At 63.5% G+C, this 18,586-nt stretch carries 14 protein-coding genes; 7 read left to right on the top strand and 7 right to left on the bottom strand.

Annotation, left to right across the window (positions count from 1 at the left end; translation table 11 throughout):
• Positions 1–186 precede the first annotated feature (186 nt).
• The 3 genes from J2W49_RS25630 to J2W49_RS25620 all read left to right on the top strand — a co-directional run bounded on the left by J2W49_RS25630 (position 187) and on the right by J2W49_RS25620 (position 4,510).
• A complete protein-coding gene (locus J2W49_RS25630; protein WP_310322732.1) occupies positions 187–1,749 on the top strand; it encodes a methyl-accepting chemotaxis protein in 1,563 nt (520 codons plus the stop codon).
• A 272-nt stretch (positions 1,750–2,021) separates the two neighbouring features.
• Positions 2,022–3,518 carry a M20 family metallopeptidase gene (locus tag J2W49_RS25625; RefSeq protein ID WP_310322730.1) on the top strand — a complete coding sequence of 499 codons (1,497 nt, stop codon included), beginning with the start codon at positions 2,022–2,024 and terminating at the stop codon, positions 3,516–3,518.
• A gap of 134 nt (positions 3,519–3,652) precedes the next feature.
• Positions 3,653–4,510, top strand: a complete 858-nt coding sequence (locus J2W49_RS25620; protein ID WP_310322728.1) for an alpha/beta hydrolase — start codon at positions 3,653–3,655, stop codon at positions 4,508–4,510.
• 32 nt (positions 4,511–4,542) lie between these two features.
• Here J2W49_RS25620 and J2W49_RS25615 read toward each other — a convergent pair whose 3' ends face one another.
• Together J2W49_RS25615 and J2W49_RS25610 are read right to left on the bottom strand one after the other, a co-directional pair.
• Complete coding sequence (locus J2W49_RS25615) at positions 4,543–5,037, bottom strand: YidB family protein (RefSeq protein ID WP_310322725.1); 495 nt, start codon at positions 5,035–5,037, stop codon at positions 4,543–4,545.
• 54 nt (positions 5,038–5,091) lie between these two features.
• Positions 5,092–6,267: an MFS transporter gene (locus J2W49_RS25610; RefSeq protein WP_310322723.1), complete on the bottom strand. Its 1,176-nt coding sequence runs from the start codon at positions 6,265–6,267 to the stop codon at positions 5,092–5,094.
• 84 nt (positions 6,268–6,351) lie between these two features.
• Here J2W49_RS25610 and J2W49_RS25605 point away from each other — a divergent pair, with 84 nt between their 5' ends.
• Entirely contained in the window at positions 6,352–7,308 is a 957-nt protein-coding gene (locus tag J2W49_RS25605; protein ID WP_310322720.1) for an extracellular catalytic domain type 1 short-chain-length polyhydroxyalkanoate depolymerase, read from the top strand.
• Positions 7,309–7,386: 78 nt separating this feature from the next.
• Here the strand turns inward: J2W49_RS25605 and J2W49_RS25600 are convergent, their stop codons facing one another.
• The 5 genes from J2W49_RS25600 to J2W49_RS25580 form a co-directional block, all read right to left on the bottom strand.
• Positions 7,387–9,492 carry a CotH kinase family protein gene (locus J2W49_RS25600; RefSeq protein WP_310322718.1) on the bottom strand — a complete coding sequence of 702 codons (2,106 nt, stop codon included), beginning with the start codon at positions 9,490–9,492 and terminating at the stop codon, positions 7,387–7,389.
• Between the two features lie 200 nt (positions 9,493–9,692).
• A complete protein-coding gene (locus tag J2W49_RS25595) occupies positions 9,693–10,463 on the bottom strand; it encodes a polyphosphate polymerase domain-containing protein (RefSeq protein ID WP_310322716.1) in 771 nt (256 codons plus the stop codon).
• Positions 10,463–11,041, bottom strand: coding sequence for a DUF4956 domain-containing protein (locus J2W49_RS25590; RefSeq protein ID WP_310322713.1), 579 nt, complete (start codon positions 11,039–11,041; stop codon positions 10,463–10,465). Before J2W49_RS25590 ends, J2W49_RS25595 begins: the two co-directional genes overlap by 1 nt.
• Positions 11,042–11,388: 347 nt before the next feature.
• On the bottom strand, positions 11,389–12,126 hold the full coding sequence (locus tag J2W49_RS25585; RefSeq protein WP_310322710.1) for a 16S rRNA (uracil(1498)-N(3))-methyltransferase: 738 nt from the start codon (positions 12,124–12,126) through the stop codon (positions 11,389–11,391).
• A gap of 23 nt (positions 12,127–12,149) precedes the next feature.
• Complete coding sequence (locus tag J2W49_RS25580) at positions 12,150–13,319, bottom strand: aminoglycoside phosphotransferase family protein (RefSeq protein WP_310322709.1); 1,170 nt, start codon at positions 13,317–13,319, stop codon at positions 12,150–12,152.
• Between the two features lie 456 nt (positions 13,320–13,775).
• Here J2W49_RS25580 and J2W49_RS25575 point away from each other — a divergent pair, with 456 nt between their 5' ends.
• From J2W49_RS25575 to rsmA, 3 genes are read left to right on the top strand one after another with little or no spacing between them, the layout of a single operon-like run.
• A complete protein-coding gene (locus J2W49_RS25575; RefSeq protein WP_310322706.1) occupies positions 13,776–16,187 on the top strand; it encodes an LPS-assembly protein LptD in 2,412 nt (803 codons plus the stop codon).
• Positions 16,180–17,556, top strand: a complete 1,377-nt coding sequence (locus J2W49_RS25570; RefSeq protein WP_310322704.1) for a peptidylprolyl isomerase — start codon at positions 16,180–16,182, stop codon at positions 17,554–17,556. Before J2W49_RS25575 ends, J2W49_RS25570 begins: the two co-directional genes overlap by 8 nt.
• 34 nt (positions 17,557–17,590) lie before the next feature.
• Positions 17,591–18,373, top strand: coding sequence for a 16S rRNA (adenine(1518)-N(6)/adenine(1519)-N(6))-dimethyltransferase RsmA (gene rsmA / locus J2W49_RS25565; protein WP_310322700.1), 783 nt, complete (start codon positions 17,591–17,593; stop codon positions 18,371–18,373).
• Positions 18,374–18,586 lie beyond the last annotated feature (213 nt).

Below are 18,586 nucleotides of genomic sequence, written 5' to 3'. Positions count from 1 at the left end.
GACCAGATGACGCAGCAGAACGCGGCGTTGGTCGAAGAGAGCGCGGCCGCAGCCGAGAGCCTCAAGGATCAGGCTCAGCGCCTGGCTCAGGTGATCCAGATCTTCAGATTCGAGGCGGGCGCGCAGGCGAACAGCCGTTGACGCCTTCAAGACACTTTCAAGTCATTAACCTTTCGGGAGAACAATGTGGGACTGCAATCAATGATGCGCGTTTTTTCCATCCGACAACGCATGCTGGGTGCCATTGGCGTCGTGCTGACCTTGTTGTTCATCGTCGGAGGTGCTGGCCTGTGGGGCATGCAGCGCATGGCGCATCTGGGCAACGAGTTCGTTGACCACGCGTTCCAGGAAACGGTGGCCTTGTCGAAGCTGCGCGTGGCGCTGGGTGACATGAGCCGTTACGAGAAGGACATGGTGATCCACTACGAATCGCCTGAGCAGCTCTCTCTGTCCAACATGCGCTGGGAAAAGGCAGTGAAGCAGGCCAATGAGCAACTGGCGAGCATGCTCCAGGGCAAAGCGGACGAAGACAACGCCGTGTTGCAGGACGTGCAGCAACAACTCAAGGACTATGTCGCGGCGGTGCAGCCGGTGGTGGCTCAGATTCAGAGTGGAGCCTACGATTCCGCCACAGTGGCCAATCGGATGCTGGCCCGCGCACACGAGCGCTATGCTGCCATCCTCAAGCTGGTTCAGCAGGTCGAGTCCATCATCACGACCGAAGCGGCGGCGGTACAGACCGATCTGGCTTCGACCAGCGACCGCACCATCCTGTGGTTCGGTGTGGCCGTGGCGCTGGCCGCGCTGGTGGTGGTGCCCACCACACTGGCGAACATGCAAAGCATTTGCCAGCCGCTGGACCAGGCCCAGCGCCTGGCAGAAGGCATCACAAAGGGCGACCTGACCCAGCGGGTCACTGCCCAGGGCAAGGACGAACTCACTGCGCTGATGAATGCGCTGGGTGGCATGCAGTCTTCACTGGCGCGCATTGTGGGAGAGGTGCGAGCCACCACGGACAGCATCGGCACCGCCAGTGCAGAAATCGCGTCGGGCAACCAGGACCTGTCTTCCCGTACCGAGCAGGCCGCCAGCAGCCTGCAGCAGACCGCCAGCAGCATCGAGCAGATCAACAGCACGGTGCGCCAGAGTGCCGACGCCGCGCGGCAGGCCAGCCAGATGGCCGTGGCCAATGCCGAAGTGGCCGCACGTGGCGGCAAGGTGGTGGGCCAGGTCGTGTCCACGATGGACGAGATCAACCACAGCAGCAAGAAGATCGGCGACATCATCGGCGTGATCGATGGCATTGCCTTCCAGACCAACATTCTGGCGCTGAACGCGGCGGTGGAAGCCGCGCGTGCCGGTGAGCAAGGCCGGGGCTTTGCGGTGGTGGCGGCTGAGGTGCGCAACTTGGCGCAGCGCAGTGCCGAGGCCGCCAAGGAAATCAAGGTGCTCATTGCCAGCAGCGTGGACAAGGTCGATGCAGGCTCAAGACTGGTGGCCGAGGCCGGCAGCACCATCGGCGAGATCGTGGCCAATGCCGACAAGGTGTCGGTGTTCATCAGCGACATCACCACCGCTGCCAACGAGCAGTCCGAAGGCATTGGCCAGGTCAACACGGCCGTGGGTCACCTCGACCAGATGACCCAGCAGAACGCGGCATTGGTCGAAGAAAGTGCGGCCGCAGCCGAAAGCCTGAAAGAACAGGCCAGGAAGCTCACCGAAGTGGTGGCGACCTTCCGCTTGAGCTGATCGGGGCACCCCCCTGCGCCGCTGACGCGGCTTCCCCCCTCTCTGGCGCACCCTACGGGCGCTTGGAGGGGGACGGCGCCTTGGGCCGGCGGAGCCGGACCCTTGTCGCCCCTGGATGGATGCACATCGCGCCGGAAGTGTCCGGCTGTGCAGTGGCTCATTTCCTCTGCCTGGTCTTTGGGGTGACGCCATTGGCGTGCAGTTGAAGGCCCTCCTGCCTATACTCTCTTGCACCGGGCGTGCACCGCGCCCCATGCCAAGGGACACACGCTATGAACGCCCGCCTACCGAACCTCCCGCTGGACCCCCAGGCCCTGCAATCCCACGTGGACGCCGCCTGGTCCGGCACCATCATTCCTGAGTTGCAGCGCTACATCGAGGTGCCGGCCAAGTCGCCGGCTTTTGATCCGGACTGGGCGTCGCATGGCCTGCTGGAGCGCGTGCTGCAATCCGCCGCCGATTGGGTGGCGGCACAGAAGGTGGATGGGCTCAAGCTGGAGGTGATCCGTCTGAACGATGCGCACGGCCGGCCGCGCACCCCGGTGCTGTTCTTCGAGTTGCCCGCGAGTGCCGGCAAGGACGGCACGCCTGCGCCAGCTTCCGGCCAGACCGTGCTGATGTACGGTCACCTGGACAAACAACCCGAATTCACCGGCTGGCGCAGCGACCTGGGGCCCTGGACACCCAAGATCGACGACGGCAAGCTTTACGGACGTGGGGGTGCCGACGACGGCTACGCGGTGTACGCCAGCATCGCCGCCGTGCAGGCACTCAAGGCCCAGGGCACGGCGCATCCGCGCATCGTCGGCCTGATCGAAACGTGCGAAGAAAGCGGCTCTGGCGACCTGCTGCCGTATGTGGACGCCCTGCGCCCTCGCCTGGGCGATGTGGGTCTGGTGATCTGCCTCGACAGCGGTGCCGGCAACTACGACCAGCTCTGGCTCACCACCAGCCTGCGCGGCATGGCCAGCGGCGTGCTCAAGGTCGAAGTGCTCACCGAAGGCATCCACTCGGGCGACGCTTCCGGTCTGGTGCCGTCGAGCTTTCGCATCATGCGCCAGGTGCTCGATCGGCTGGAGGACAGTGCCACCGGCCGCCTGCTCCCGGCCAGCTTCCACTGCGAGGTGCCGGCCGAACGCATTGAGCAGGCACGCGCCACGGCGGCGATTCTGGGCGAAGAGATCTACAAACGTTTCCCCTGGGCGCACCACGACTGCGGTGGCAGCACCATGTTTGCCCTGCCCACCACCACCGACCCGGTGGATGCACTGCTCAACCGCACCTGGCGACCGACCCTGTCGGTCACTGGCGCTGAAGGGTTCCCCACGCTGCTGAACGCCGGCAATGTGTTGCGACCCTACACCGCGTTCAAGCTGAGCCTGCGCTTGCCGCCGCTGGTGGATGCACCGCAGGCGGTGCAGGAACTCAAGGCACTGCTTGAAGACAATGCGCCCTACCAGGCCCGGGTCACGTTCGAGGGCGAAGGTGCCGCCAGCGGCTGGAACGCACCCGCGACCACACCATGGTTCGAGCAGGCGCTGCAGGACGCCTCGCAGGCCCACTTCGGTGCGGGCTGCGGCACCATCGGCCAGGGCGGCACCATCCCGCTGATGAACATGCTCAGCAAGGGCTTCCCCACCGCGCAGATGATGGTGTGCGGCGTGCTGGGGCCCAAGAGCAATGCGCACGGCCCCAACGAATTCCTTCACCTGGACTACGCGCGGCGTCTGACCGCTTCGGTGGCTCAAGTGATCGCACGCATGCCCTAGTACTTATGAAACACCCCCGCCGCGCTCCGCGCGACCCCCTCAAGGGGGCGACACCAGCCGTCCGGCGAAGCCGGCCCGGCGGTGTCCGCTGGCTTAGGCTCCCGCGCGCGTTGCAATGCTGAATGAATGACCCCATGAGTGACACCACCCAGGCCCCCTTCACCCTGCGCGACGGCCTGAACCTGGCCATCTACGACTGGCCGCTGTCCATGCGTCGGCGCCCGCGTGCGGTGGTGCTGATTGTTCATGGTCTGGGTGAGCACGCCTGGCGCTATGACGCGGTGGCCAACCGGCTCAACGACTGGGGGTTTCTGGTGCGTTCCTACGACCAGCGCGGCCATGGTGAATCTGGCGGCGGGCGTGGCGCGCTCCCGTACGACGACGCCCTGCTGGACGACCTGGCCGAGGTGCTGGACGACACGCGCCGCCACATTGCCGAGCCCTGGTCATGCCCGCTGATCCTGATGGGCCACAGCATGGGTGGGTTGGTGGCCTCGACCTTTGTGCAGCGTGCCATGGCACCTGTCGACGGGCTCGTGCTGTCCTCCCCCGCGCTGGCCACTGGCATCGGTGCCCTGATGCTCAAGGTCATTGGTCTGCTGTACCGCTTTGCGCCCAACCTGGCCCTGTCGAACGGACTCGACGCCAGCAAGATCTCACACAGTGCCGCGACGGTGGAAGCCTACAAGAAGGACCGTCTGGTGCACGATCGCATCACCGCCAGGCTGGCCTTGTTCATTGATGGCAATGGTCCGAAGGTGCTCGCCGCTGCACCCAGGTGGAAGGTGCCTACCCTGCTGATGTACGCTGGCGACGACAAGCTGGTTGCACCCGCCGGCAGCCGCAGCTTTGCTTCTGCAGCGCCTGCCAGTCACGTGACCAGCAAGTGCTTTCCTGAGCTGTACCACGAGATCTTCAACGAAGCCGATCCTTCACCGGTCTACGCGGCGCTCCAGGAATGGCTGGACCAGCAGGCGCCCGCCGCGGCTTGAAGGCCAGCCCGCTCGTCCGGGCTGGCCTGCTCTCAGCGCTTGCCCATCAAACCACCGAGCATGCCGACCAGATCGGCCGCTCCGGGACCGTTGCCACCGCCACCACCCAGCAGCGCACCCAGGCCGCCAAGGCCATTGTCGGCAGGCAGCTGTCCCTGCGGTGTCAGGCGGTCAATTAGATCGGGCAGCAGATCGGCCATGGTGCTGGAGGCCTGCTGCGTGTTGCCGCCCATCTGCCTGGCGATCATCGCCATCAGGTCCGGGCCCAGCGCACTGCCCAGCTGATCGGGCGCCACCGACTCATTGGCGCCGGTGCCTACCCACGACCTAGACGCCTCGCCCAGGCCGCCGGCCTGCAGCTTGGCCAGCAAACCCTGTAACCCACCTGCCTGGTTCACCAGGGTCATCACGATGCCCATGAGCATCTGTGGATCCAGTCCACCGCCCGCACTGTCGGCTCTGGCGGCACCGCTGGGCGCTCCTGCGGCGTTTCCGGCCGCGCCAATCAATGCATCCAACAGTCCCATGTGCGTTCTCCCTTTGTGGTGTGTGCGGAAGCCCGCGAGCCGATCACCTGCGGGTCAGGCTGCATTGTGGGCTTGGCGACGCAGCCACGCAAGCCACACCAGGGCCACGCCGGTCAGGGCCACAGGCACCAGCGAACCGATGTTCAGCCACTGCCAACCCTGGGTGGTGACCAGTGCACCTGACGCAAAGGAAGTCAGGGCCATGGTGGCAAAAACAAAAAAGTTGATGGCGGCCTGTGCGCGGTCTTTTTCCTCAGGTCTGTAGGCTTGAAGCGACAGTGTGGTGCTGCCAGTGAACAGGAAGTTCCAGCCCACACCCAGCAGGAACAGCGCAATCAGGAACTGGTGCAGATCCACGCCCGAGAGTGCGATGGCAATGCAGGCGATGTTGAGCACCACACCCACCCCCATGATGGTGAGCGTGCCGAAGCGCTTGATCAGGTGGCCGGTGAAGAAGCCCGGTGCGAACATGCCGATCACATGCCACTCCAGCACCAGCGCTGCGTCGTCAAAGGCAAAACCGCACACCTGCATCGCCAGCGGCGTGGCCGCCATCAGCAGGTTCATCACGCCGTAGCCCAGCGCGGCACCCGCGGTGGCCACGATGAAAACCGGCTGTTTCATGATCTGCGACAGGGGGCGACCCTTGTCGGCGCCAGGAACCTTGGGTGGCACGGGCGGAAACCGCATGAATGACATCACCACCATTGACACCAGGGCCACCACAGCCAGCGCCAGGTAGGCGCCCGCGAAAGGCACTTCAAACAGCGTGCGCGTGCGACTCGCCAGGTTGGGCCCCAGCACCGCGCCCACCAGACCACCGGCCAGCACCAGCGAAACGGCTTTTTCGCGAAACGCCGGGGCGCTGAGTTCCGCCGCTGCAAAGCGGTAAAGCTGACCGTTGGCACTGTAGTAGCCCGCGATCACGGTGGCCGCCACCAGCATCCAGAAATTGGACGCGAATGCCGCCCAGAAACACAGCAGGGCCGACACCAGCGCCACCAGCAAACCGATCTGGAACGAGGCCTTGCGGCCGAACGCACTCTGCGTGCGCGCCACCAGTGGCGTGGACAACGCCCCACCCACCACATAGCCCATCACGGGCAGCGTGGCCATCCAGCCCAGCGGTGCCAGCGACAGGCCGACCAGGCCGTTGATGGCGATGAACACGACGTTGTTGGTCAAAAACAGGCCTTGTGCGGTGGCCAGCAACCAGAGATTTTTGTTCATAAGTCGTCGTTTATACAGCGACGCTGCCGGGTCCGATCTGGCTTGTCCATAATTCGCAGCGGCAACCACCAAGAAAGGGATGGCATGCGATTCGAACCACTGGATCACGCCGTGTGCGCACTTGTTCTGCTGCTGGGGGTGCTGAGCATCGCCGCTTGGCCCGTCGGCGCTCGAGCGCAATCTTCAGCTGGGGCGATCACCGAGCCCGGCGAGCATCGCTTCAGCCTGCAGCACGGCGGCCTGTCACGTGAATACCTGGTGCATGTGCCCGCGCGCTATCGGCCGGGCCGGCCAATGCCCCTGGTGCTGTCGTTCCACGGTGGCGGCGGCAACATGGAGATCCAGGCCAATGACCGCTTCTATGGCCTGATCTCGCACGCGGAGAAAGCCGGCTATGTGGTGGCGTTTCCCAACGGCTTCAGCCGCCTGCGTTCGGGCAATCTGGCCACCTGGAACGCCGGCCTGTGCTGCGGCCAGGCGCGCGACCGCAATGTGGACGACGTGGGATTTGTGCGCGCGGTGGTGGCCGACCTGCAAAAGCGCATCGACATCGACCCCCGCCGGATCTACGCACAGGGCATGAGCAACGGCGGCATGTTTTCGTACCGGCTGGCCTGCGAGATGGCCGACACCTTCGCGGCCATCGCGGCCGTGGCCGGCACCGACGGCTTGCCCGCCTGTGCGGCTTCGCGCGCGGTCCCGGTGCTGCACATCCACGCGCTGGACGACGACCGCGTGCTGTTCAACGGCGGCTCGGGCAGCGCCTCTGCCACGCACGCGGACTTCATCTCGGTGCCTGACACGGTGGCGAAATGGGTCCGCCTCAACGGCTGCGAAGCCCCGCCCCGGCGTGTGCTGGAAGTGCCCGGCGCCTACTGTGAAACCCATGCGCCCTGCCGCGACGGCAGCGAGGTCAAACTCTGCGTGACGGAGACTGGCGGTCACGCCTGGCCGGGTGGGCGCAAGGTGCGCGGCGGCCAGCCGGGCTCAAGTGCTATCGTTGCCAACGATGTGATCTGGGATTTCTTCAGCCGACACTGACCGGCAGGGGTGCGGCGGTGGATGGCGTCTTTCTGGACGTGTCTGCTCGCACCACCTCAGAACGGATCGGGCTCATGTTCAGTCGTCTGTGCAGGATCGTCGGAAGACGGCGGTCAAGGTCAGGTCGGCTTCGGGTTGAAGGGTAATGCGGGGCTCCATTTGTGAGTCGCCGTCCCAATGACTGAAACTGAAGCAGGGGGCGGCTTGAGCTTCAAGCTGCAAGGGCACCTGCTTGAAATACGTTCCTGACCACGGGTAGGCCGCACCGGAAACGCCTGGCGTACCCGTGTCGATGGTGGTGCTGTTCACCCTGACCGTCCCATGTGCTGTGTCGGATACTTTCAGTGTCAGTCGGTATTCGCCCTGAAGCTTGAAGAAGCGGGCCAACTGCTGGCGCTGCAAGGGTGGGCGCTCGCTCGCAAAAGTCTGCAGATGGTCCACGCCTTGGTGCCAGACCTCCAGGCTCTCGGGGAATGTCCAGCGTTCGATATGGCGCGGCATTTCACCCTCGATACCGGCGCGCACGCGATCAATGACAGACGCCACGTGTTCAGTCTTGAACGAGGTGTTCAGCAGATCGCTGAACCGGACAATGAAGGCTTCTTTGAATTGCCTGTTTTTAAGCAGGCTGCGAAACAGCAGATGGGTCCGCGTTTCGTGTTTCCCACTCTGCGTGACCAGGCGGCGCAGCGCGTCAGGCCGAAAATCCCGGAAGCCGGCGTCGGTATCGAACATCAACCAGCGCCAACGCCCGTCGTGAACGGAAGACGCAGAGGGTGTTGAAGGCGCGCTGCCCGTCGGTTCGTCGGCCCGCAGCCGCCAATAACGCATGTTGTTGTGCGGCCAGTCGTAGTTCACCGCGAAGATGTTGGCGATGAGGTAGTCGATGAGGTTGTCGATATCGATCCGCCCTGCCACATGTGCGTAGTGGCGGGCATCTTCCAACGGGTGCGATGCGATGAAGGCCATCAACTCGTTCCAGTGTGTGTCATCGCCTTCGTCGGCCTTGTCCAGGTCCATGATGTCCAGGTGGTCTTCGTCCACCTGGTGGACTCTGGCCAGGTAGTGCTTGTCGTAGTACTCGCGCAGATTGAGAAGACCCCAGTACTCGCCGTTGACGAAGACCACGCTGGGTTGATAGGCCTGGGTGTCGAATCGCAGGCCAGCCATGATCTGCTGGATGGCTGCGTCGCGCATGAAGGTGTGATAGAAGTCGTTCCCCGAATTGCGGAGGAGCAGTCGCTTGTACTTCTGCTCTTCGCCAAAGAACGCGTGTTTGAGGGTGGACTTCCCGTATTCCTTGCGGGCATAGATCCGGAGGGCCTTGCTGGGTGCGGCCCGGTTCACGCCACCATGGACCCGAATGCCAACGCCCTGGTCTACCGAGGGTCGCGTCGGATCGAGCTTGTGCGAGAAGTACTGCAAATGTGCCGGTATTTCTGTGGCTTTGCCGCGGTGCATCCAGTTGGCCGGCGCACTGCCCGTGGCCCGTTGCTGTCCTGTTTCCTGCCGAAAGCGGTCGTGCGTCTGCCCGGCCACGAGAATGCCGTTCTCGTACCCGAACAACCGTTCTTCCGGCGCGACAAGCGACACCACCGGCAGTTGGAAGGTGCTCCTTGGCATGACGAAATAGCTGGCCGTGGTGGCTTCGCCAAGTGCTTCTCCATTCTTGAACGCCGCAGCACGGATCACCGTGCCTTTGAGCAAGTGACGGGGTTCTGGCGGTTGAAAGAGCGGAACAGGCGCAACCCAGGCAGAGGCACCGCCTGTCACGTCTGTCCACCAGCCGTTGAAGCGGGCAATGGCCTTGTTGAGGCCCGCAATCCATCCATTGACCTGTTGTTTGGTGTTGCTCAACGGGATCTCTGCCGGGAAGTACCGTGGCAGGCCACTCAACACCGTGGTATTGATGCGTGAATAACGATCGGGCTCGGAAGACCGGTCTGCCACCTGGATCGGCTGGTGATACCGATGCGTCTGATAGCGGTGTTCAAGGAAGGAGCCGAACGGATCGCCCAGTCGGTAGGAATAAAGATTCTTGTAGCGGTAGCTGCTGCCTGCGGTGTTCGCCGGATCGGGATCGGAGCCGTCAAGCGTGTAGTAGATCGTCGCGTCCGGGTCGGGGTGCGACATCCGAACGGCAATGGGCTGGTCGTGAAACCCGGGCGCGTGTGAGAGCTCCACGCGCGAGGATTTTTTATTCTGTGAGCCGGTATTGGTAGCAGCGACCGGAGGCTGTTGTTCACGGTCTGTGCACGCGCCCAACAGCACAAACAGGGCGAGGACGAGGAATCGAGCGGTCATGGTTCAGGATGGCGCGGCCAACGGGGGAGCACGAAGCAGACACCTACGCTGGGCAGGCGTCTGGTCCCGTGCGTCGGCCGTCAGGTCATTCGCCGGATGAGATTGGCGGTGGAGGTGAAGCGGCTGATGCGCGCGGTTTCGTTGACCAGTGACAGGCCGACGCAGTACTTCGAGCAGCGCGGAACGGGGCGAATGCGCTGGTGCACCAACAGCCGGTCGATCCATGAGCGGCCCTTTTCGGACTTGACTTCCATCACCCAGAGGTCTTCGCCCGTGTGAAACACGCCGCTGCCTTGTGAGAAGCGCAGGCGGTTGTCCAGCGTGACGCGAATGGCATCTTGCCGTGATACCAGTGTGATGCGCTCGTAGTCGACCTGAATGGTCGGCCCGTAAAGGGTTTTGGCCAGTTGGTGCGGGTGATTCTGCAGCTTGCTGCCCAGAAACGTCATGAGTTCTGGCGTCAGTGCCGCGCCGCTGAAAACGCCGTGATCGACCCGCTGGCGGTATTTCCGGGTCTGGTTGTTCCGGTCCTTGACCTTGACTTCGAAGTAGGCCAGGCGGGTGTCCGCATAGTGCCGGAAGCGCAGCTTGAGCCGGTGGCGGCGGTTCTGGTTGTGGTCACGGAAACAGTGGTGGTCCTCCGTGTCCAGGTAAATGCTCTCGTACCTGAACCGGTGCCGCCCATCGATTTCAAGCAATTCACAATGTGCCTCCAGCGACAGCAGCACATCGGCCAACTGGCTGGCGTTGAGCAGGTATTTGTTGTCCCGGCGTGTCAGCAGCTCGGCCTTGACGTTCAACTCGTCAAGCCCGATGCGGGGAAAGCGCTCGAAGATCGGCGACAGGACCATCACTGAAAACGGTAGTCGACTTCCACCTGGATCACTTCGGTGACGTAGCACACGCTCAGGATGCGGTACGAAAGCACCTCCACGCCCAGGCGCTGGGACAACGCGCTCTTGAGCACACTGGGTTCCGACATGAAGCCTTCCGGAATGGCATCAAAGCGCACCGTCGCCTGATTGACCGACTTCAGGATTTCCGGGTGATCAATGATGTAGACCGCCACCAGCATCAACAGGATCATCAGCATGACGAACAGCATGCTGGTGCCCTTGATGGCGCAGACGACCGCGATCGAAATGCTGCCGAAGAAGTAGGCGATGTCCGACTTGCTGATGGGCTCTGACCGCAGGGTGAACAGGGCCAGGATGGCAAACAGGCCAAACCCGGCGGCCAGGCTGAACTCCAGGATCGACAGCACCGACAGGACGGCAAAGGTGAAGATGTTGAACAAGGCGGCCGATATGGCGGTTTCCTTGTGCTTGTACCTGGCGTAGTAGATGGCGAAGTTCAGCACCACCATGGACACGAGGTTGATGGCAAATCGGCTGACCAGCTCGACATAGTCGACGGACGGAATGTTCATGGTCTGTTTGTGAGTATTCTTTTGCGTCAGTGCCGGGTCATGGACGCTCGACTTCTTCGAGTCTTGTGCGACGCATGACAAGTCGACCACCGAGGTCGTTCAACGGGTCAACCCCGTTGTTTCGCCAGACACCTCTTCCCCAGGCGCCATGGCGCGCGCTTGCACCCCATCACAAGCCCGCCATTTCGGAGGAATGGGCCGTGTGCACGGTGAATAGCAATTTCCAAGCCGGGCATTATCGCCTGAGGTGAAGCCCTGCGACCGTGAATGGGTCCTGGATGCCACACCTCAATGATCGTGGCAGGGTTTGCCCTTCCGGATGGCGGTCGTGCCGATGCCGCTGTCGCCTATGAGAGTGCCATGACGAGGGCGACCAGCGACGCTGTTTCAGCGCGCAGCACGCGCTGGCCCAGCGAGACCGGAAGAAAGCCGTTGCTGCGAGCCAGGGCGTCTTCACTGGCATTGAGCCCCCCCTCCGGGCCGCTGAGGAAAGTGACCGACGTTGCGGGTGCTTCGACACTCAGCGCGCCGGAAAGGGTTCCTGCACCAGGCGCGAGCGACAACACGCATCTCACCCTGCCTGCCAGGCGGTCTTGCTCTGACCCGGGGGCGGGCAACCATTCGGCCAGGTCGCGGACCGGGTGGATCCATGGCACGCGATTGCCACCACACTGCTCGCAAGCCGCCACGGCCACCGACTGCCAATGCGCCTGCTTCTTGGCGGCCCGCTCGCCGCTCAGGCGCAGCACGCCGTGAGCCGTGTGCAGCGGCTGCACACTGGCCACGCCCAGCTCGGTGGCCTTTTCAACCAGCCAGTCCATGCGGTCGTTGGCTGGCATGCCCACGGCCAGGTGCACCGCCCTCATCGGTTCGCGATCGGTCGCATGGTGTGCGCCGATCAGTGCTTCCACCTCGCTGCGCCCTATCCGGGTGATGGTGGCGTCCCACTCGCCGCCCTCGCCATTGAACAAGGTGATGGACTGGCCCGGCTGCATCCTCAACACCTGCACATGACGCGCCGCATTCGCCGGCAGGCTCAGATGCTGGCCGGCCTGCAGCGCAACAGGACAATGGAAACGAGGCATGGCCTGAGACTTGTGCGGCGCGCTCAGAGGCGCCCGAAAGCGAAGCCTGACGCTGCCTCCAGCCCTTCGACCTGGTCGATCAGCTTGAGAAACGGGCCGAGTTCGCGGTACCGGTGGGTGGTGTTGCGGATGTAGTGGATGAACCGGGGTGCGTCGGCGAGGTACTTGGGCTTGCCGTCGCGCAGCGTCAGCCGGGCAAAAATGCCGGCCACTTTCAGATGCCGCTGCAAGCCCATCCACTCGACGGCGCGGTAGAACGCCCCAAAGTCGCTGTGCCAGTCCTCGAAATCCATCAGCCCGGCCTTGCGGGCCTTCTCCCAGTAGCGCACGGTCACATCGATCACGAAGTCTTCTTCCCAGGTGAGGAAGGCATCGCGCATCAGGCTGGCCACGTCGTAGGTGATGGGGCCGTACACGGCGTCCTGAAAGTCCAGTACGCCGAGTTGCTGCGCCGGACCGGAGCGATTCGCCGCCGGGCCGCCCCAAGGCGAATCAGCCCCCTCGGGGGGCAGCGACCCGCGCAGCGGTGGAGCGTGGGGGTGAACAATCCCCTTGGGGATCATCAGATTCCGTGGCATGAAGTCGCGGTGTACGTAGACCGAGGGAGCAGCCAGGTTGCGCTTGACGATGCTGTCAAAGGCCTTGTGCAAAGTCTGCGCCTGGTCCGCCCCCAGCTCGAACGACTTGTGTTTCTGCAGATACCAGTCGGGGAACAATTGCAGTTCCCGCCGCAGCAGAGCCTCGTCGTAGGGCGGCAGCACGCCGGGTCGGCTGGCGAGCTGCCAGGCCAGCAGGCTGTCCAGTGCCGCCATGTACTGGGCATGGTGGGCTTGTGGATCCGCCGGATCGATCACGTCCAGCAGCGTCTGATGCCCCAGATCGCTCAGCAACATGAAGCCTTGAGGCTCATCCCAGGCCAGGATGTCTGGCACCAGCAGGCCGGCGTCCCGCATGAGTTGCGCCACCTGTACGAAGGGTCGGCAGTTCTCGTGCTCGGGCGGTGCGTCCATGACGATGCAACTCGTACCAGCGCTGCTGTCGATGCGCAAGTACCTTCGAAAGCTCGCATCGGCCGACGCCGGGCGCAATGTGCCGGGCAGCAGGCCAAGTTCGGCAGGCAGTGCCGCCAGCCAGTGATCGAAGCGGGATTTGCGCTGGGCATCGGACCAGGACACGGCTTCGGTAGGGGGCATGGCATCTTTCGCTGAGGGCATCGGGATCAAGGCGTTGAAGGCATGGCGCGGGCCATGGTGCGAAAGAGGTGGGACATAGGATAATCTGTTCGATTTTACAAACCCGACGTCCGGCAGCTTCTGTGGTGCGATGCCGCACCCAGGTCTGCCGATGCCACGCAACCGAGCCGTCACCGTCCTGTGTTCGCCGGCCGCCATTTGCCACAGACCGCCTTGAAACCCGCCAACACAGACAAGCACCGCTCCCCTGCGATCAAGGCGTTGATCAGCGCACTTTTTGTTGCCGGGCCCCTCGGGGGGCAACAACCCCCGAAGCGGCGGAGCGTGGAGGTGCAAACCCCAACTCGAGGGCAACAAGATCCGGCGCCGGGCCGCCCCAAGCCGGATCAGCCCCTTCGGGGGGCAGCGACCCGCGTAGCGGTGGAGCGTGGGGGCCAACCATCCTTGCGGTGGAGCGTGGGGGCCATATTCGAGCTCACACAGCTGGCACGCAGCCTGCAAGGGGTGTTGGCGGTTCTGGCGTTGGGCGGAGCCTACGTTCCGGCGGCTGTGGCGCAGTCGAACGACGAACCCGGGAATGGTTCCAGTGCGGTGCGATTGCAGACCAGCCCGCTGTTACAGGAAAACCTGCCGCCTGAGGCAAAGGAGCAGACGCCTACCTTCGTCTCCGGTGATCAGCTCGAAGGCAAGACCGATGGCGTCACCGTGATCGAAGGCAGCGCGGAGTTGCGCCGACACGACACGGTGATTCGGGCCGACAAGCTCGAATTCGACCAGCGAACCAGCGACGCCAAGGCCACGGGCAACGTGCTGATCAACCGCAACGGTGATCGCTTCGAAGGTCCCGAATTGCAGATCAACACCCAGACCAAAGAGGGCTATTTCGACCGGCCTTCGTTTTCCTTGCCGCGCACCGACGGTTTTGGTGACGCCAAGCGGGTGGACTTCCTGGCCGACGACAAGCTGCTCGCCCACGAGGCGCGTTACTCCACCTGTCCGCGAACGCCGGGCCTGAGCTGGGCGCCGGACTGGCTGGTGCGCGCCAGCAAGATCGAACTCGACAACGTGGAAGAAGTGGGCACGGCCACCGGTGCCGTGCTGGAATTCAAAGGTGTGCCGTTTCTCGCGGCGCCCTACCTGAGCTTCCCGCTGAGCGACAAGCGAAAGTCCGGTGCCTTGCCGCCCTCATTGGGCACCGACACCCAGAGCGGTGTGCAGGTCACCACGCCCTACTACCTCAACCTGGCCCCCAACTACGACGCCACGCTGTACCCGACCGTGATGAGCAAACGCGGCGTGGATCTGGCAGGCGAGTTCCGTTACCTGCAGCCGACCTACGCCGGGCAGGTCCGAGCCGCCTACATGCCCTCTGACCGCTTGCGGGACGACGACCGCTGGGCCTATTCGGTCCGGCATGCGCAGCAATTGCTCATGGAGCCCTTGGGCATCAGCGGCCCGGTGTCGTTTCGCGCCAACCTGAACCGGGTGAGCGACAGCAACTACTGGCGAGACTTCCCGCGCACGGGCACGTCGCTCCTGTCGCGTCTCTTGCCCAACGATCTTTCCCTGGGGTGGTCCAGGGGGCCATGGTCGGCCAGCGCAGGCGCCTACACCTGGCAGGCGTTGCAAGACATCGATGCGACATTCACACCGCCCTACGACCGACTCCCTTCGGTTGGACTGGCCTACAAGAAGAGCAACGAGACGATCGCCGGACTCTCGGGCTGGGACTGGTCCATCCAGTCAAACTTCACTCGGTTCCAGCGCTCGATCCGCGCCCGTGCCACGGCCGAGGAAATCAAGTCCAGTGGCGACCGCGCGCTTGCGGTAGCAGAAATCACCCGCCGTTGGCAGACCCCGGGTTGGTACATTCAGCCCAAGGCCCGACTGCATGCCACCAGCTACCAGTTCGATTCCGAAATTGGCGGACGCACCAGCGCCAACCGCGTACTGCCGACCTTCAGCCTTGACAACGGACTGATATTTGAACGACCCGCCAGCTTTTTTGGCCGCAGTTTCATCCAGACGCTCGAACCCCGCGCCTTCTTCACCTGGACGCCGTACCGCGACCAGAGCGACCTGCCGGTGTACGACACCGCCGCGCGCAACTTCAATCTCTCCTCGTTGTTCACGGAGAACACCCTCGGCGGTAATGACCGCATCACCGACACGCGTGCCATCACCTTGGGTGTGAACACCCGCCTGATCGACCCCGACAAGGGTGCAGAAATCGTGCGTCTGGGGGTTGCTCAGCGCTACATGCTGGAAGATGAGAACGTGACTCTGCCCGGCCGCGAGCCCGTGACCGAACGCATCAGCGACATGCTTTTTGGTGCGCGCATCCAGTGGCATCCAAGCTGGTCCACCGATCTCAACGTGCAGTACAACCCCAAGAGCCGCGATGCGGTCCGGACCACCCTGGGTGGGCGATACAACCCGGGTCCCTTCAAGACGCTGAGCGTCGCCTACCGCCAAACCAAGGGTTCCAGCGAACAGGTCGACTTGGGCTGGCAGTGGCCGTTGTCCTCGCTCGGCTCTCCTGATCGTGAACCCGTGCCGGGCCGTGCCCTTGGCCCCGGCCAGTGGTACAGCGTAGGCCGCATCAACTACAGCGTGCCCGACAAGAAGGTGGTTGATCTGGTCGCTGGTTTCGAGTACGACGCAGGCTGCTGGCTGGGTCGGGTGGTGCTGGAGCGATTGCAGTTGAGCCGCTCGACTTCCAATCAGCGTATCCTGTTCCAGCTTGAGTTCACCGGTTTTTCCAGGATCGGTGCCAGTTCCCTCCAAACCCTGCAGGAGCAGGTGCCTCGCTACAAATACCTGCGTGAAGAAATCGATCCACCCAGCCGCTTCCAGAACTATGACTGAACGCCGTCCGCAACTCTCTCGCCTAGCAGCGGTCTGGTGTTTGTGTGCGCCCCTGCTCTGGAGTGCCGATGCCAGTGCCCAGGCGTTGCGCCTGCCCAACCAGCCCAGCCTGCTTCGCGCTGCGCCCAATGTCCCGGTCACGGCCGACTTCATTGTGGCGCTGGTTAATTCCGAACCCGTTACCAATAACGAAGTGCGACAGCGCATGCAGCGTGTCGAGCAACAGATGGCTCAGCAGGGTGTTGCCGTGCCCCCCCGCGAGCAGTTGGCACAGCAAGTGCTGGAACAGCTCCTGACGGAGCGGGCCCTTTTACAGCACGCCACCCAAACGGGCATCCGGGTGGACGAGGCGACGCTGTTGCGCGCGGAGCAGTCTGTCGCTGCGCAGAACCAGTTGGGGCTGGAGGAATTCCGGCGCCGTGTGGCCGCTGAGGGCGTGGATCTCAACCGCTTTCGAAACGACCTGCGCAATCAGATCCTCTTGCAACGGTTGCAGGATCGTGAACTGGAGGCACGGGTTCAGGTATCCGAGACCGACATTGACGATTACTTGCGCGCGCAGCAGCGATCTGGCGATCCAGCCAATCTTCTGTTGAATCTGGGACACGTGCTGTTGCTGGTGCCGGAGGGCGCCACTGAGCAGCAGGTTCAAGCGCAAAAGGCGCGAGCCGAAGAAGTGGCGCAACGCGCTCGTGCAGGCGGCGATTTTGCCGCTCTGGCAGCCGAATTCTCGAACGCCGCCGAGCGGGCGAATGGCGGCGTGCTGGGTCTGCGACAGGCCAGTCGGTTGCCGGAATTGTTCGTGGCTTCCACCCAGGCCCTGAAGGTGGGTGATATTGCGGGTCCGTTGCGAAGCGAAGCCGGCTTTCATGTGCTCAAGGTATTGGAGAAGCGACAGGCGGGCCTGCCCGAGGCCAGCGTGGTGCAGACCCGGGCGCGTCACATCCTGCTTCGCGCAGGTCCACAGCTCACGGAAGCGGCGGCTATCGAGCGCTTGAACCAGTTCCGCCAGCAAATTGCCAGCGGGCAGGCCAGTTTTGAGCAGCTGGCCCGTGAACACAGCCAGGACGGCTCCGCCAGTGGCGGCGGTGACCTTGGCTGGACATCGGCTGGCCAATTCGTGCCCGAATTTGAAGAGCCGATGAACAAACTGCGTCCCGGTGAAGTGTCGGCGCCGGTGGTCTCGCGTTTTGGTGTGCACCTGATTCGCGTCGAGGAGCGGCGCGAGGCGGCGGTGAGCCAGCGCGACCAACGCGAACAAGTGCGCGCCCTGCTGCGCGAGCGCAAGGCTGGCGCGGCGCTGGATGCCATGGCCCGCGAAGTGCGCAACCGCGCGTACATTGAAAACCGGGAACCCCCGCAGCTGTGAACCGGTTCACCTGGGCCGAAGAAGCGCTGTCGGCATGAAACACATCGCCCGCAAGCGCTTCGGTCAGCATTTCCTGACCGACGTCGCCGTGATCGATGCCATCGTTGAGGCGATTGCACCTCAACCTGGCGACGCCATGGTGGAAGTCGGTCCCGGCCTGGCGGCGCTCACTCAGCCGCTGGTTGAACGCTTGGGCCGTCTCACGGTGATTGAACTCGACCGCGATCTGGCGGTGCGCCTGCGCGCCCATGGCCAGCTCGATGTGGTGGAGTCCGATGTGCTGAAGGTGGATTTCACCGCATTGGCTGCCCGCTTGTGCGCCGACGGCGTTGTGGCGAAAAAGGTCAGGGTCGTCGGCAACCTGCCCTACAACATTTCAACGCCCATCCTGTTTCATCTGCTGGACCATGTGAATGTCGTGCAGGACCAGCACTTCATGCTGCAGAAGGAAGTGATCGATCGCATGGTGGCGAGTCCCGCGACCCCGGATTACGGTCGCCTGTCGGTCATGCTGCAGTGGCGCTACAACATGCACAACGTGCTGTTCGTGCCGCCAGAGAGCTTCGACCCCCCGCCCCGCGTGGACAGCGCCATCGTGCGCATGGTGCCGCTGGCACAGCCCCCGACGATCAATTTCAAGACCTACCACGACCTGGTACAGACCGCCTTCAGCCAGCGCCGCAAGATTCTGCGCAACACCCTGGGCAAATGGCTCGACGAACAAGGCTTTGAAGGTGAGTTCGACCTGCAACGCAGGGCCGAAGAAGTGCCAGTGCACGAATACGTGGCCCTTGCGAAAGCCACCCACCCGAAGTGACGCAGGCATGAAAAAGCCGCGACAAGTGTCGCGGCTCATCCAGTGGCAACAAGGATCAGGCTCTGCCGGTCCAAGGTGCCGCCCCCCAGTGGGGGGTGACGCGCCGCAGGCGCGGCGCGGGGGGCGTCCAATTCTTAGGCTGCGGCCAGCCAGTACCCCGCATTGAACGGGCTGCTCATGCGCAACGCCATGGGGCTCACATCAAGCAATTTG

This window comes from Hydrogenophaga palleronii (genome assembly GCF_031457455.1).
Classification (GTDB): Bacteria; Pseudomonadota; Gammaproteobacteria; order Burkholderiales; family Burkholderiaceae_C; genus Hydrogenophaga; species Hydrogenophaga palleronii_A.
The sequence above is the reverse complement of the archived record's forward strand: the minus strand, read 5'-3'. Positions and strand labels throughout refer to the sequence as shown.

Excerpts from the sequence above, each read along its gene's own strand:
- J2W49_RS25590 (WP_310322713.1), bottom strand. The coding sequence starts at position 11,041 with ATGAACATTCCGTCCGTCGACTATGTCGAGCTGGTCAGCCGATTTGCC.
- J2W49_RS25585 (WP_310322710.1), bottom strand. The coding sequence starts at position 12,126 with ATGCCTCGTTTCCATTGTCCTGTTGCGCTGCAGGCCGGCCAGCATCTG.
- J2W49_RS25625 (WP_310322730.1), top strand. The coding sequence starts at position 2,022 with ATGAACGCCCGCCTACCGAACCTCCCGCTGGACCCCCAGGCCCTGCAA.
- J2W49_RS25605 (WP_310322720.1), top strand. The coding sequence starts at position 6,352 with ATGCGATTCGAACCACTGGATCACGCCGTGTGCGCACTTGTTCTGCTG.
- rsmA (WP_310322700.1), top strand. The coding sequence starts at position 17,591 with ATGAAACACATCGCCCGCAAGCGCTTCGGTCAGCATTTCCTGACCGAC.
- J2W49_RS25595 (WP_310322716.1), bottom strand. The coding sequence starts at position 10,463 with ATGGTCCTGTCGCCGATCTTCGAGCGCTTTCCCCGCATCGGGCTTGAC.
- J2W49_RS25570 (WP_310322704.1), top strand. The coding sequence starts at position 16,180 with ATGACTGAACGCCGTCCGCAACTCTCTCGCCTAGCAGCGGTCTGGTGT.
- J2W49_RS25615 (WP_310322725.1), bottom strand. The coding sequence starts at position 5,037 with ATGGGACTGTTGGATGCATTGATTGGCGCGGCCGGAAACGCCGCAGGA.
- J2W49_RS25610 (WP_310322723.1), bottom strand. The coding sequence starts at position 6,267 with ATGAACAAAAATCTCTGGTTGCTGGCCACCGCACAAGGCCTGTTTTTG.
- J2W49_RS25620 (WP_310322728.1), top strand. The coding sequence starts at position 3,653 with ATGAGTGACACCACCCAGGCCCCCTTCACCCTGCGCGACGGCCTGAAC.
- J2W49_RS25580 (WP_310322709.1), bottom strand. The coding sequence starts at position 13,319 with ATGCCCCCTACCGAAGCCGTGTCCTGGTCCGATGCCCAGCGCAAATCC.